At 61.8% G+C, this 14,947-nt stretch carries 9 protein-coding genes; 4 read left to right on the top strand and 5 right to left on the bottom strand.

Going from position 1 to position 14,947, the window contains the following annotated elements; translation table 11 throughout:
• The first annotated feature begins 1,271 nt into the window (after positions 1-1,271).
• The 3 genes from PSH81_RS14825 to PSH81_RS14835 are packed head-to-tail and all read left to right on the top strand — an operon-like array spanning position 1,272 to position 6,738.
• Positions 1,272-2,513, top strand: a complete 1,242-nt coding sequence (locus PSH81_RS14825; protein WP_192300532.1) for an exonuclease SbcCD subunit D C-terminal domain-containing protein — start codon at positions 1,272-1,274, stop codon at positions 2,511-2,513.
• A complete protein-coding gene (locus tag PSH81_RS14830; RefSeq protein ID WP_305390960.1) occupies positions 2,510-6,148 on the top strand; it encodes an SbcC/MukB-like Walker B domain-containing protein in 3,639 nt (1,212 codons plus the stop codon). Before PSH81_RS14825 ends, PSH81_RS14830 begins: the two co-directional genes overlap by 4 nt.
• Positions 6,145-6,738 (top strand): glutathione S-transferase, encoded by a 594-nt coding sequence (locus PSH81_RS14835; RefSeq protein ID WP_305390961.1) that lies wholly within the window; start codon positions 6,145-6,147, stop codon positions 6,736-6,738. The genes PSH81_RS14830 and PSH81_RS14835 overlap by 4 nt, the downstream gene beginning before the upstream one ends.
• Before the next feature lie 125 nt (positions 6,739-6,863).
• Here the strand turns inward: PSH81_RS14835 and PSH81_RS14840 are convergent, their stop codons facing one another.
• From PSH81_RS14840 to PSH81_RS14860, 5 genes are all read right to left on the bottom strand, one after another.
• Positions 6,864-7,043 carry a hypothetical protein gene (locus tag PSH81_RS14840; RefSeq protein ID WP_226457357.1) on the bottom strand — a complete coding sequence of 60 codons (180 nt, stop codon included), beginning with the start codon at positions 7,041-7,043 and terminating at the stop codon, positions 6,864-6,866.
• 156 nt (positions 7,044-7,199) lie between these two features.
• On the bottom strand, positions 7,200-8,375 hold the full coding sequence (locus PSH81_RS14845) for a lactonase family protein (protein ID WP_226457356.1): 1,176 nt from the start codon (positions 8,373-8,375) through the stop codon (positions 7,200-7,202).
• Complete coding sequence (locus tag PSH81_RS14850; RefSeq protein WP_192300537.1) at positions 8,362-8,655, bottom strand: DUF5629 family protein; 294 nt, start codon at positions 8,653-8,655, stop codon at positions 8,362-8,364. The genes PSH81_RS14845 and PSH81_RS14850 overlap by 14 nt, the downstream gene beginning before the upstream one ends.
• A gap of 78 nt (positions 8,656-8,733) precedes the next feature.
• Positions 8,734-11,109: an RND family transporter gene (locus tag PSH81_RS14855; protein ID WP_226457355.1), complete on the bottom strand. Its 2,376-nt coding sequence runs from the start codon at positions 11,107-11,109 to the stop codon at positions 8,734-8,736.
• Between the two features lie 18 nt (positions 11,110-11,127).
• A complete protein-coding gene (locus PSH81_RS14860) occupies positions 11,128-12,165 on the bottom strand; it encodes a YCF48-related protein (protein ID WP_192300545.1) in 1,038 nt (345 codons plus the stop codon).
• A 306-nt stretch (positions 12,166-12,471) separates the two neighbouring features.
• On the opposite strand from PSH81_RS14860, the gene PSH81_RS14865 reads away from it, so the two are divergent.
• A complete protein-coding gene (locus PSH81_RS14865) occupies positions 12,472-13,587 on the top strand; it encodes a Gfo/Idh/MocA family protein (protein ID WP_226457354.1) in 1,116 nt (371 codons plus the stop codon).
• The last annotated feature ends 1,360 nt before the right edge of the window (positions 13,588-14,947 follow it).

The following is a 14,947-nucleotide window of genomic DNA, read 5'->3' on the forward strand; positions in this document are numbered from 1 at the left end:
TGCCTGGGCGATCTCCAGCCAAGCACTGACAGCCCAGCAACCCCAATCACCTGTGGGAGCGGGCTTGCCCGCGAAAGCGGTGGTTCAGCCAACACCTCTACCAGCAATGCCACCGCCTTCGCAGCCTCGCTAAAGCTCGACAGCTCCCACAGGGGATGGGCAGTGCCTGGACGATCTCCAGCCAAGCACTGACAGCCCAGCAACCCCAATCACCTGTGGGAGCGGGCTTGCCCGCGAAAGCGGTGGTTCAGCCAACACCTCTATCAACAGTGCCACCGTCTTCGCAGCCTCGCTAAAGCTCGACAGCTCCCACAGGGGATGGGCAGTGCCTGGACGATCTCCAGCCAAGCACTGACAGCCCAGCAACCCCAATCACCTGTGGGAGCGGGCTTGCCCGCGAAAGCGGTGGTTCAGCCAACATCTCCACCAGCAGTGCCGCCGCCTTCGCAGCCTCGCTAAAGCTCGACAGCTCCCACAGGGGATGGGCAGTGCCTGGACGATCTCCAGCCAAGCACTGACAGCCCAGCAACCCCAATCACCTGTGGGAGCGGGCTTGCCCGCGAAAGCGGTGGTTCAGCCAACACCTCTACCAGCAATGCCACCGCCTTCGCAGCCTCGCTAAAGCTCGACAGCTCCCACAGGGGATGGGCAGTGCCTGGACGATCTCCAGCCAAGCACTGACAGCCCAGCAACCCCAATCACCTGTGGGAGCGGGCTTGCCCGCGAAAGCGGTGGTTCAGCCAACACCTCTATCAACAGTGCCACCGCCTTCGCAGCCTCGCTAAAGCTCGACAGCTCCCACAGGGGATTGGCAGTGCCTGAACGATCTCCAGCCAAGCACTGACAGCCCAGCAACACCAATCACCTGTGGGAGCGGGCTTGCCCGCGAAAGCGATGGTTCAGCCAACACCTCTATCAACAGTGCCACCGCCTTCGCAGCCTCGCTAAAGCTCGACAGCTCCCACAGAGGATTGGCAATGCCTGGGCGATCTCCAGTCGAACACTCGCTCCCCAGCAACACCAATCACCTGTGGGAGCGGGCTTGCCCGCGAAAGCGGTGGTTCAGCCAACACCTCTATCAACAGTGCCACCGTCTTCGCAGCCTCGCTAAAGCTCGACAGCTCCCACAGGGGATGGGCAGTGCCTGGACGATCTCCAGCCGAACACTCGCTCCCCAGCACCTCCCACATTGGATCTTGGCTAGCCACCGGCACCGTGCGTGCTTTTACAGGTAAACTCCCCTCCTTTTCATCTTCTCCAGGGAGTTTGCCTTGCGTCTGTTCCACACCTCCGACTGGCACCTTGGGCAAAACCTGCACGGCCAGGAGCGCGACTTCGAGCACGCCTGCTTCCTCAAATGGCTGCTCGAGCAATTAAAGGCCCAGCGCCCGGATGTGCTGTTGATCGCCGGCGACATCTTCGACACGGTCAACCCGCCGCTCAAAGCCCAGGAGCAGCTGTACGATTTCATCATCAGTGCCCACGAACAAAACCCCGACCTCACCATCGTGATGATCGCCGGCAACCATGACTCCGGTTCGCGTATCGAGCTGCCCGCGCCGTTGATGCGCCGCTTGCGCACCCACGCCCTGGGTCGCGTGCTGTGGCTGGATGACGGCCAACTGGATGCCGAACGCCTGCTGATCCCCCTGCCGAATGCCAAAGGCAAGATTGTCGGCTGGTGCCTGGCGTTGCCGTTTTTGCGCCCCGCGGAAGTCACGGGCGCGCACCTGGGTGACGATTACCTGCGCGGTATCGGCCAGGTGCATGAGGCGCTCATCGCTGCCGCCAACGCCAAGCGTAAAAAAGGCCAGGCGCTGGTTGCCATCAGCCACGCGCACATGGCTGGGGGCTCGGTATCGGAAGACTCCGAACGCAGCTTGATCATCGGCAATGCCGAGGCGCTGCCGGCCAAGCTGTTTGATAGAAGCGTCGCTTATGTTGCCCTCGGCCATTTGCACAAGCCGCAAAAGGTCAATGGTGAAGAACGTATTCGCTACAGCGGCTCGCCGATCCCACTGTCGTTTTCCGAAATTGGCTACAAGCACCAGATTCTCGACGTGTTGTTCCAAGGCGAGCGACTGGTCAGCGTCGAACCGTTGCTGATTCCGCGGTCGGTCAACCTGCAACGCCTGGAAGCCGCGCCCCTGGCCGACATTCTCACGGCCTTGAGCGAGTTGCCCGACGTCGACCTGCTCGCCGAAACCCAGCACCACCCCTGGCTGGAAGTGCGCGTGCGCCTCGACGAACCCCAACCCGACCTGCGCCAGCAAATCGAAGCCGCTCTGCAAGGCAAGGCCGTGCGCCTGGTGCGTATCGCCGCCGAGTACGCAGGCACCGGCCCACGGGAGGAGGAAGGCGAAGCGCGGCTGATAGAACTCGACCAGCTCACCCCCCAGGAACTGTTCAGCCGCGCCTGGCAGGACAGCTATGGCAGCGAAGTGGATGAACAGACCTTGAAGGATTTCGCCGTGCTGCTCCAGGACGTGCAACAGGAGGATGAACAGCCATGAAGATCCTCGCCATCCGCCTGAAAAACCTGGCCTCCCTGGCCGGCCCGTTTGAAATCGACTTCACCGCCGAACCCCTGGCCAGCGCCGGGTTGTTTGCAATCACCGGCCCCACCGGCGCCGGTAAAAGCACCCTGCTCGACGCACTGTGCCTGGCGCTGTTCGGCGCAGTGCCCCGGCTGGGCGACACCGGCCAGGCCAAGATGCCCGATGCCGACAGCGACATCTCCATCGGCGATCCGCGCACCTTGCTGCGCCGTGGCACGGGTGGCGGCTATGCCGAGGTGGATTTTGTCGGCGTCAGTGGCCGTCGCTACCGTGCGCGCTGGGAAGCCAACCGCGCCCGCGACAAGGCCAGCGGCAAATTGCAGAACAGCCGCCAGAGCCTGATCGACCTGGACAGCGAACAACTGCTGGCCAGCCAGAAAACCGAATACAAGACCCAGTTGGAACTGGCCCTGGGCCTGAACTTCGAACAGTTCACCCGCGCCGTATTGCTGGCCCAGAGCGAATTCAGTGCGTTCCTCAAGGCCAACGACAACGAACGCAGCGAGCTGCTGGAGAAACTCACCGACACCGCGCTGTACACCCGCCTCGGCCGCCGTGCGTTCGACAAGGCCAAGGAGGCCAAGGACGCCCACAAACACTTGCAAGACCAGGCCACCGGCGTGGTGCCCCTGGCCCCTGAAGCCCGCGCCGAGCTGGACGAGCAGTTCATCCAGGCCCAGCAACAGCTCAAGGTCCAGCAGGCCCAGCTAAAGCAGCTGGAGTTGCAGCACACCTGGCTCAAGGAGCTGCGTGAATGGCAACAACGCCAACTCGACGCCACCGAACAGCTCCAGCGCGCGCAAGCGGACTGGGATAACCAGGGCCAACAACGCCAGGACCTGAGCCGCCTCGAACAATTGGCACCGCAGCGCCACCAGTTCACACGCCAAGCCGAGCTGCTCGGCATGCTGACGCCTTTGGCCGCGCAGATTCAGGCGTCCAACACCCAACAGACCGAGCTGCTTACCCGGCAGGCCCAGGCCCAGCAGCAACAAGCCGCCGCCCAGGCCGCATTGGCCGACGCGGTCAAACAGCAAGTCGACGCAGGGCCGCTGCTGCAACAGGCCTTCGCCGAACAGAACACCCTCGCTCACCTGGCCAAAGACCTGGCCAAACGCAACGACGACAAACAGCAACAGCAAAGCGCCTGCACCGAAGGCCAGAACCTGCTCAAAGCCTTGCAGGAAAAGCAGGCCGCCGTCACTGAGCGCCTGCAACGCCTCGCCGCCGGGCTGGAGCGCAGCGCCGCACTCGCGCCGCTGGGCGATGCCTGGACCGTTTACCGTGAGCGTCTGCAACAGTTGATGCTGATCGGCAATCGCCTGAACAAGGGCCAGGCCGAACTGCCGCAGTTGGAACAGCGCGCCACTGCCGCCGCCGAACGGTTCACCCAGCAACGCGAAGCCCTGGACCTGTTGTACCAAGAGGCCGGCGCCGAACCCCACGCCGTGGCCGAGCAAATCCAGCTGCTCGCCAGCCTGCTGCAAGACAATCGCAAGCAACAGCGTGCCTTCGAAGACCTCACGCGCCTGTGGGACAGCCAGCAGCAACTGGATCAACAGTCCGGCGCGCTGACACAAAAGCTTGCCGACGCCCAGCAGCAACGCGAACAGCTGAACCAGACCGGCCTGCAAACCAAGGCCGAGTTGACGGTAGCCGAGCAGACGCTGACGGTGACCAAACAGCTGCTGGAACGCCAACGCCTGGCGCGCAGTGCCAGCGTCGAGGAACTGCGCGAGCAGTTGCAGGACGATCAACCGTGCCCGGTGTGCGGCAGCCACGAACACCCGTATCACCAGCCCGAAGCGCTGCTGCAAAGTCTCGGTCGGCATGACGAGAATGAAGAGGCCACGGCGCAAAAAGCCGTCGACACCCTCAAGGAAAAACTCACCGAACTGCGGGGTGAAGTGGGCGGCCTGATCGCCCAGCAAAAAGAGTTCCTGCAACAGCAGGAACAACTCGCTGCGCAACAAAGCGCCCTGGCGCCCAGCCTGGACGCACACCCGCTGTCAGCCCTGCTGTTCAATCAGGACGCGGCCAAGCGCAGCGCATGGCTGGCCCAGCAGCTCAGCCAACTGACACAAAGCATCAGCCAGGACGAACAACGCCAAGGCGCCCTGCTCAACCTGCAACAAAATGCCGGGCGCTTGCAGCAACAACTGCAAGCCGCCCAGGACGCCAGCCAGCAAGCCCGCCAATTGCTGGTGGACCAGCAGCGCGAACTGTCCAGCGACCGCGAACGCCTCGACGAAGAACTCAATGGGTTCGCCAGCCTGTTGCCCACCGAGACACTGGAAGGCTTGCGCAGCGAACCGGCGGCGACCTTCATGCAGTTGGACCAGCAGGTCAGCCAGCGCCTTGAACAGTTGGGCCAGCAAAAAGATGAACTGGCCGAACAACAAGAACGCCAGCACGCCATCGAGAAAGAACAGACCCACCAGCAACATCGCCAGCAACAGCTCGACGCACTGCTGCAACAACTGCGCGACGTGACCGCACAGCATCAGGCCGCGCAGCACACGCTCAGCACCTTGTTGGGCGAGCATCCGAGCGCCGAACACTGGCAACAGCAGTTGGAACAGGCCGTGACCCAGTCACGCCAAAGCGAAGCCGACGCCAACACGCAACTGCACGAGTTGCACAACGCCTTGATCCAGTTGGCTGCCGACCTCAAGGCCCAGCAGGAACGCCAGCAGGCGCTGCTGACCGAACAGCACACGCTCGACAGCCGCATCAGCGAATGGCGCGCCCTGCATCCCGAGCTGGATGACAGCGGCCTCGCACGCCTGCTGGCCTTCGATGAGGCGCAGGTCAGTGCGCTGCGCCAGCAGGTGCAGCACAGTGAAAAAGCCGTCGAACAAGCCAAAGTGCTGCTGCAAGAGCGCGAGCAGCGCCTGGCCGAGCACCTGGCCTTGCACAACGGCAACCTTGATGCCGAGCAACTGGACAGCACCCTGGTGGCGCTCAACCAACAATTGGCCGACGGCGAAAAACACCTCGCCGAACTGCGTGCGCGCCAGTCCGAAGACCAGCGCCGCCAAGATGCCAATCACAGCCTCGCGCTCACCACAGCCAAAGCCTATGAAGAATGGCAGCGCTGGGCCCGTCTGGAAGCGTTGATCGGCTCGGCCAACGGCGACAAATTCCGCAAGATCGCCCAGGCCTACAACCTCGACCTGCTGGTGCACCACGCCAACGTGCAACTGCGCCAACTGGTGCGCCGCTACCGCCTCAAGCGCGGTGGCAGCATGCTCGGCCTGTTGGTACTGGACACCGAAATGGGCGATGAACTGCGCTCGGTGCATTCGCTGTCCGGTGGCGAGACGTTCCTGGTGTCGTTGGCGCTGGCGTTGGGCCTGGCATCGATGGCGTCGAGCACGTTGAGGATCGAATCGCTGTTTATCGACGAAGGTTTTGGCAGCCTCGACCCCGAATCCCTGCAATTGGCAATGGATGCGCTGGACGGCTTGCAAGCCCAGGGGCGTAAGGTGGCAGTGATCTCCCACGTGCAGGAAATGCACGAGCGCATCCCGGTGCAGATCCAGGTCAAGCGTCAGGGCAATGGCTTGAGCACCCTGGAGGTCAAGTGAGCGAGGTGCTGCTGTACTCGTTCCGACGCTGCCCGTACGCGATGCGTGCGCGGTTGGCGTTGCGCTACTCAGGCGTGGCGGTGCGTATCGTCGAGGTCAGCCTGAAGGCCAAGCCAGCCGAGATGCTGGCGCTGTCGCCCAAGGGCACGGTGCCAGTGTTGAGCGTTGATGACCGCGTGATTGAAGAGAGCCTGGAAATCATGCAGTGGGCGCTGGCGCAGAACGATCCGCAGGATTGGCTGCTCGGCGGCGACCCGGCGGTGCTGGCGTTGATTGCCGAGAATGACCAGGTCTTCAAACAACACTTGAACCGCTACAAGTACGCCGAACGCTACCCGGAGCAGTCAATGGAGCACTATCGGGCCGAGGGCGAGGTGTTTTTGCACAAGCTGGAGGGGTTATTGGCCGAGCGGGATTACCTGCTGGCAGACCACCTGACCCTGGCGGATGCTGCACTGGCGCCGTTTGTGCGTCAGTTTGCCCATGTGGACCGAGTGTGGTTTGCCGGTACATCGTATAAACGGTTGCAGGTATGGCTACAGCGGTTTCTGGATTCACCGCTCTTTGTCGCAGTGATGGCAAAACCCTGAGAGCAACACGATCGACTGTGGGAGCTGGCTTGCCTGCGATAGCATCAACTCGGTACAACCGATTCACCGAGGTGTCTGCGGCGCAGGCAAGCCAGCTCCCACATTAGATTCAGATGATCTTGAATTCAGTGCTGAGCCTTGTGATCCAGTGCGGCATAGAAGTTGGCGCTCTGTTGCAGGTATTTCTGGGTGTAGGCGCTGGTGCTGGATTTCTTGCCGGTGAGTTCCACGCTGGCGGCCGCTGGCAGGGCCACAGTTGCGGAAACGGCGGAAGCGGCGATGATGGAGAAGAGGTTCAAGTTCATGTCGGTTACCCTTGTGTTCGTTTGGTTTGAGTGGCCGGGAAGGCCTTGGAACCCAACTTACGCCCGAGGGTTGAACCTTAGAAATGCTTTGAAACAGTAGCCGTTATCACTCGAATTAATAGAAAGGCTCAGGCCCCGCAGTGCGGGGCCTGTGGCTTATTGACGCACCAGGAACTTGAGGTCGCTGGGCGCATCTATCGGCAATTTCTGCACGGTTTTACCCAGCAGGCCGGTCTTGGGGTCACGCTCGACCACCACAATTTCATTGCTTTTCTGGTTGGCGATCAGCAGAAACTTGCCGCTCGGGTCCAGGCTGAACTCGCGCGGATGATCGCCTTCGACGGAACGGCGTTGCAGTTCCGTGAGGTGTGCGGTCGCCGGGTCAATGCCGAACACCAGCAACTGATTGGCGGTGCCACGGTTGCTCACGTACAGGAACTTGCCATCGGCGGACGCATGCAGTGCCGCACCGGCCTTGTCCGCAGCCGGTTGCCCGGCAGCGAAGTCCACCAGCTGAGTCTGGCTGAGCTTGCCATCCTGGTAGTCGAACACCGCGACCTGGGCACTCATCTCGGTGGTCAGCCACGCATGCTTGCCATCGGCGCTGAACAGCAGATGACGTGGACCGCTGCCCGGCGGCAACTGCACCGAGGCGGGCTCGGCCGGAGTCAACGGCAGTTCATGATTGGCCTTGGGGTCGTAACGATAGGCAAACACCTTGTCTGCTCCCAGGTCCTGCACAAACACGTACTTGCCATCCGGCGACGACACCACCGAATGCACATGGTTGGAGGCCTGGCGCTCAGGGTTCACACGGCTGGCCGGGTGCCCGCTCAACTGCACGGGTGCCGACAGCTTGCCGGCGGCGTCCACGGGCAGGATCGCCAGGCTACCGCCCGGATCTTCCAATACCGAATAGTTGGCGACGAACAGATAACGCCCGTCAGCAGCCACGCTGGAATGAGTCGGCTCGTTGCCCAGGCTCTGCACCTGATTGATCAGGGTCAGTTGATGACTTTGTGGGTCGATGCGGTAACTGCTCACACGACCGACCGGATCGTTCTGACCCGGGCCGTTCTCATTGACCACAAACAAATGTTTCTGGTCCTTGGAAACGGTCAGCCACGACGGGTTGGCAGCCTTGGCCGCCAGTACCGGCTGGCCCTGGAACTTGCCCGTACGGCTGTCGAATTGCAGGCGGTAGATGCCTTCGCTGGTGCCGGCGGTATAGCTGCCGACCAACAGTTCATAGGTCTCGGCCGGTGCGGCCTGCACCGACATCGCGCCAACACTGCCCGCCATCAGCAGGGGCCAGAATTTACGCATCAGCATCGGCTTCGTCCTCGTCGTTATTGTTGCCGGTGAACGCGCTCAAACAAACCAGGCGGTGCTCACCCTCTTCATTGATCAGCAACCAGCTTTGCAGGCTTTCATCGAAGGTGGCGGCGGCCAGTTGTTCGGGGCTGAACTTCCAACGCTTGAGGTCCCGACCGTCCATGCTCTCGATCAGCAAATGCTGGTCAAAGATGAACTCGAAGGCGTGCAGCCCGTTGATGATCAGCATGTCGCTGTCGTTCAGGGCGCTGCTCAGGTTTGGTGTTGCGTCGGTCATGATGTGAAGTCACTGCGGGGGAAAAGACACATGATAGGTCAATTCCCCCGCCGTGCCTTGCGGCATTGGTCTAATCGATCAATGGGCGAAGAGTGAGTTGCCCTTCTGCCCCGCCAATTTCTCGGGTTTGATCAGGAACCGCGCCAGTGCCGGCAGCAGCCACAATGCACCGAACATGTTCCACAGCAACATGAAGGTCAGCATCAGGCCCATGTCGGCCTGGAACTTGATCGCCGAGAAGATCCAGGTGCACACGCCGATCGCCAGGCACAGGCCGGTGAACAGCACGGCTTTACCGGTGGACTTGAGCGTCTGGTAGTACGCCTCTTGCAACGGCAGGCCCGCACGCAGGAAGCTTTCCAGGCGACTGTAGATGTAGATGCCGTAGTCCACGCCGATCCCGACGCCCAGCGCCACCACGGGCAAGGTGGCGACCTTGACGCCAATGCCCATGAACGCCATCAGCGCGTTACCCAGCACCGAAGTCAGCACCAGCGGCAGCACGATGCACAGGGTCGCCGCCCAGGAGCGGAAGGTGATCATGCACATGGTCGCGACGCACAGGTACACCAGGATCAGGATGGTCAGCTCGGATTCCTTGATCACCTCGTTGGTGGCCGCTTCGATCCCGGCGTTACCGGCGGCGAGGATGAATTCCAGGCCGTCCCTGTTGTTCTCCTTGGCAAACTCCTGCACCGCATGCACCGCCCGGTCGAGGGTCTCGGCCTTGTGGTCATTGAGGAACACCAGCACCGGCGCCAGGGAGCAATTGTTGTTGTACAGGCCGTCGGCCCGGGCGATGGAGTTGTTCAACACATCCGGGTTACGCGACAGGGTTTCCCACTTCAGGTTGCCCTCGTTCATGCCCTTGATCATCTGCTTGGACACGGTCACCAGCGAGATCGCCGACTGCACGCCCTCGGTGTTCTGCATCTTCCACATCAACTGGTCGATGGGCGCCATGGCTTCGTAGCGCGAGCAGCCTTCGGCGTTGGTCTTGACCATCACCACCAACACGTCGGAGCTGGTGGAGTAGTTGCTGATGATGAAGTTGTTGTCTTTGTTGTAACGCGAGTCCGGACGCAGTTCCGGCGCGCCCTGATCGAGGTCGCCGATCTTCAGGTTCTGGCTGTACCAGAGGCCGCCGCCAAAGGCCACCAGGGCCAGGGCGATGGAGATCGGCGCGACTTTCGGGCTGGCAAAATTCGACAGCAGGCGCCAGAACGAATGCTCGCGGTTCGCGTCTTTCTTGCTCTTGGCGATGGCGCGCTTGCTGATGCCGACGTAGGAAATCGCCACCGGCAGCAGGATCAGGTTGGTGAACACAATCACCGCCACGCCGATGGAGGCACCGATGGCCAGCTCACGGATCACGCCGATGTCGATGATCAACAACGTAATGAAACCCACCGCATCCGCCAGGATCGCAATCATCCCCGGCAGGAACAGTTGGCGGAACGTGCGCCGCGCCGCCGTCAGCGCGTTGTCGGCCTCGCTGGATTGCAGGGCGATGCCGTTGATCTTCTGCACGCCGTGGGAAATACCGATGGCAAAAATCAGGAACGGCACCAACATCGAATACGGGTCCAGCCCGAAGCCGAAAAAGTGCATCAGCCCCAATTGCCAGATCACCGCCACCAGCGTGGTGCTCAACACGGCGATGGTGCTGCGCAGGCAGTTGGTGAACCACAACAGCAGGATCAGGGTGATGACAAACGCGATGCCGAAGAACATCACCACCATCACCAGGCCGTCGATCAGGTCGCCGACCTTCTTGGCGAAGCCGACGATGTGGATCTTGACGTTGGGGTTCTGCGCTTCGAACTTGTCACGGATCTTGTCTTCAAGTTCATGGGAGAACTTGCGGTAGTCCAGGGCCAGCAACTTGCCCTGGTCCTGCGGGTCCGGGTAGGACTCCAGCAGCGGGATGTCGACGATGCTCGATTTGAAATCGTTGGACACCAACCGCCCGACCTGGCCGGACTTGAGCACGTTGTTGCGCAGTTGATCGAGACTTTCCGCCGAGCCGTTGTAGCTTTGCGGGATCACTTCACCGCCGGCAAAGCCTTCTTCGGTCACTTCGGTCCAGCGCACGCTGGGGCTCCACAGCGACTTGAGGCCCGAACGGTCGACGCCGGAGATGTAGAACACCTCGTCGTTGATCTGCCGCAGGGTCTCCATGTACTCCTTGGTGAAAATGTCGCCGTCCTTGGCCTCCACCGAAATCCGCACCGTGTTGCCCAGGTTCGCCAGGTCGTTGCGGTGCTCCATCATCTTCTCGATGAAGGGGTGCTTGAGGGGGATCATTTTTTCAAAGCTGGTGGACGGGCGAATCAACGTCGCCTGCCAGAACAGGAAAACACTCACCAGCAGGCAGATCACGATGACTGCCGGGCGGTTGTTGAAGATCAGACGCTCAAGAAAGGTCGCTTTATCGTTGTGATGACTGCTCATTGAATCCCCGCCTTCTTATTATTTTGAGAGCTCTGCGCCGGCAACGGTGGCGACACGCACGCCACCCTGCCCCGCGAGGATCAAATTGCCATTGCCTGCCGCCGTCACCGAGGAGAGGGAAATCCGGTCCGGGCGATTGAAGACGCTGAAGGTCAGTCCGTCGTCATGGCTGACGACCACGCTGCCACCATTGCCGACCACCACGATGGCGCCGTCGTCCAGCAAGGTCGCGCCGGACAAGCCGAACTCCAGCGCGCCCCGTGCGGCATTCAGTTCGACCTGCTCCCAGGTGCTGCCAAAATCCGTGGAGCGGTACAGGTTGCCGCGCAAGCCAAAGGCCAGCAAGGTCTGCGGCTGGGCGGTGCCGATCACGCCAAACAACGAGCCCTCGTAGGGGCCTTGGAGCTTTTCCCAGGTCTGGCCGTCGTCGCTGGAGCGGAACATGCTGCCCTGCTCGCCGACGATAAACAGGCCGGCATCCTTGATATGGGCGATGGCGTTGAGGTGGAACTGGTCTTCGTTGTCGAGACGCTCGCTGACGTCGTTCCAGGTCTTGCCGCCGTCGGTGGTTTCGATCAGCGCGCCGTAGGCGCCAACGGCCAGGCCGTGGTTGGCGTCGTTGAACCACACGTCGAGCAAGGGGGCTTCGCGCTTGAGGTCTTGAAATTGCTGGGTCCAAGTGGCGCCCCCGTCGGCGGTGGCGAGGATCTGTGCATCATGGCCCACCGCCCAACCTTGCTTGTCATCGACGAAATACACCGCCGTGAGCAATTGCCGGGTGGGGACCTTGGCCTGGGCCCACGTGGCGCCCTGGTCGTCGGAATAGAGGATGTGCCCGCGATCACCGACCGCCACCAGGCGCTTGCCGGCGTGGACCACGTCGATCATCAGGCCCTTGGCGGCCTTGGGGGATTCAATCGCAAACACCGCTGCGGCGGGGGTATCGCTGGCGGCCTGGACGGCCGTCGGCAACGCGACGGCCCCAAACAGCGAGAGCGCTGTGGCCAGCAACGCAACCCTGCGTGCGGCATGTGGGCGGCAAACAACCCAACCCATGACAGGCTCACTCATAGACCTTTCTCCCATTTATTATTGTTATCGCCTGCCTTCCGGGGCCTTGAAACCTGCAATCTAGAGCGCCTGGAGGAAGCAGGGGCCATCCTATCGGGCTTTCGAATCGTCTGACAATCGGCGCTACGTTATGTTTTGTTAACTGGCGGCATTTGGCCACGAGCTGAATATAGCTGCATTCGCCGGAGTGATTGTCGACACGCAATGAATTTTTATTCCATCTATTGAGTTTAAGGAATTTTTATTCCATTAATAGCGCCTCTGAAAACAATAATGCAAAGGACCACGGCTATGCGTGAACTCGGAATCGGCTTGATCGGCACAGGCTTCATGGGTCGCGCCCATGCCTTGGCGTTCAACAACGCCCGCGCGGTATTCGAACTGCCGGTCACTCTCAAACTGGCCGCCCTGGCCGACGCCGACACCGAGCGCGCCCAACGCTGCGCCAACGCCTGGGGATTCGCCCAGGCCCACGGTGACTGGCAGGCGTTGATCAATGACCCCAACGTCGACATCGTGGCCATCACCACGCCCAACCACCTGCACTACCCCATGGCCATGGCCGCCATCGCCGCCGGCAAAGCGGTTTACTGCGAAAAACCCCTGGCCGTCAGCCTGGAGCAAGCCGACGCCATGCGCCGCGCCGCCAGCACCGCCGGGGTGGTGACGCGGGTCGGCTATAACTACCAGCACAACCCGATGATCACGCTGGCCAGGCAGATGATTGCCAATGGCGATTTGGGCGACATCATCAGCTTCCAGGGTGAGTTCAGCGAAGACTTCATGGCCGACCCGACCTCGCCCTGGTCATGGCGCTGCGAAGTCGGACATGCCGGCGGCGCCCTGGCCGACCTGGGCAGCCATTTGCTGTCGATGGCGCGCTTTTTGGTGGGCGACGTGGCCAGCGTCTGCGCCGACACCCACACCGTGCACACCGAGCGACCGGCGGTCAAAGGCAGCAGCGAACTGAAAACCATCGCCGTCGACGACCAGGTGCATGCCCTGCTGCGCTTCGCCAACGGCGCGCGCGGCACGGTGAGCAGCAGTTGGCTCAAGCATGGCTACAAGAACCACCTGAGCTTCGAGATCAGCGGGACGAAAGGCACGCTGGCCTTCGACCAGGAGCGCCTTAATGAACTGCGTTTGTGCCGTGTCGGCCAGGACGGCTTCCAGCGCCTGCTCGCGGGGCCAGCCCTGCCCGGCTACGCGGCATTCAGCCCGGCGGCGGGGCATCAGTTGGGTTACAACGAATTGAAAACGCTGGAGGTGCAGGAGTTGATCATGGCCGTGGCCGGTCAAGGTACGGATGGCACTGACTTCGAGGCGGCATGGGCGGTGGAGCAACTGGCAACAGCCATTCGCGTGGCCGCCAGCGAAGAACGCTGGGTCAAAGTGAGCAGCGTCTAGTCCCCAACATTGCAGTGGATTTATGTGGGGACGGGCTTGCTCGCGAACGCGGTGGGTCAGCCAATGAATGAGCTGACTGACACACCGCTTTCGCGGGCAAGCCCGCTCCCACATTTGAGCTGTGTTGCTGGGCTGTCAGCGCTCGGCTGGAGATCCCCCGGGCACCGCCAATCCCCTGTGGGAGCTGCCGAGCTTTAGCGAGGCTGCGAAGGCGGCGGTACTGTTGGTAGAGGTTTCGGCTGAACCACCGCTTTCGCGGGCAAGCCCGCTCCCACATTTGAGCTGTGTTGCTGGAATGTCAGTGTTCGGCTGGAGATCCCCCTCACACCGCCAATCCCCTGTGGGAGCTGCCGAGCTTTAGCGAGGCTGCGAAGGCGGCGGCACTGTTGGTAGAGGTTTCGGCTGAACCACCGCTTTCGCGGGCAAGCCCGCTCCCACATTTGAGCTGTGTTGCTGGAATGTCAGTGTTCGGCTGGAGATCCCCCGGGCACCGCCAATCCCCTGTGGGAGCTGCCGAGCTTTAGCGAGGCTGCGAAGGCGGCGGCACTGTTGGTAGAGGTTTCGGCTGAACCACCGCTTTCGCGGGCAAGCCCGCTCCCACATTTGAGCTGTGTTGCTGGAATGTCAGTGTTCGGCTGGAGATCCCCCGGGCACCGCCAATCCCCTGTGGGAGCTGTCGAGCTTTAGCGAGGCTGCGAAGGCGGCGGTACTGTTGGTAGAGGTTTCGGCTGAACCACCGCTTTCGCGGGCAAGCCCGCTCCCACATTTGAGCTGTGTTGCTGGGCTGTCAGTGTTCGGCTGGAGATCCCCCTCACACCGCCAATCCCCTGTGGGAGCTGCCGAGCTTTAGCGAGGCTGCGAAGGCGGCGGTACTGTTGGTAGAGGTTTCGGCTGAACCACCGCTTTCGCGGGCAAGCCCGCTCCCACATTTGAGCTGTGTTGCTGGAATGTCAGTGTTCGGCTGGAGATCCCCCGGGCACCGCCAATCCCCTGTGGGAGCTGTCGAGCTTTAGCGAGGCTGCGAAGGCGGCGGCACTGTTGGTAGAGGTTTCGGCTGAACCACCGCTTTCGCGGGCAAGCCCGCTCCCACATTTGAGCTGTGTTGCTGGGCTGTCAGCGCTCGGCTGGAGATCCCCCGGGCACCGCCAATCCCCTGTGGGAGCTGCCGAGCTTTAGCGAGGCTGCGAAGGCGGCGGCACTGTTGGTAGAGGTTTCGGCTGAACCACCGCTTTCGCGGGCAAGCCCGCTCCCACATTTGAGCTGTATTGCTGGGCTGTCAGCGCTCGGCTGGAGATCCCCCGGGCACCGCCAATCCCCTGTGGGAGCTGTCGAGCTTTAGCGAGGCTGCGAAGGCGGCGGC

This window comes from Pseudomonas sp. FP2335, from assembly GCF_030687535.1.
In the GTDB taxonomy this organism is placed as follows: Bacteria; Pseudomonadota; Gammaproteobacteria; order Pseudomonadales; family Pseudomonadaceae; genus Aquipseudomonas.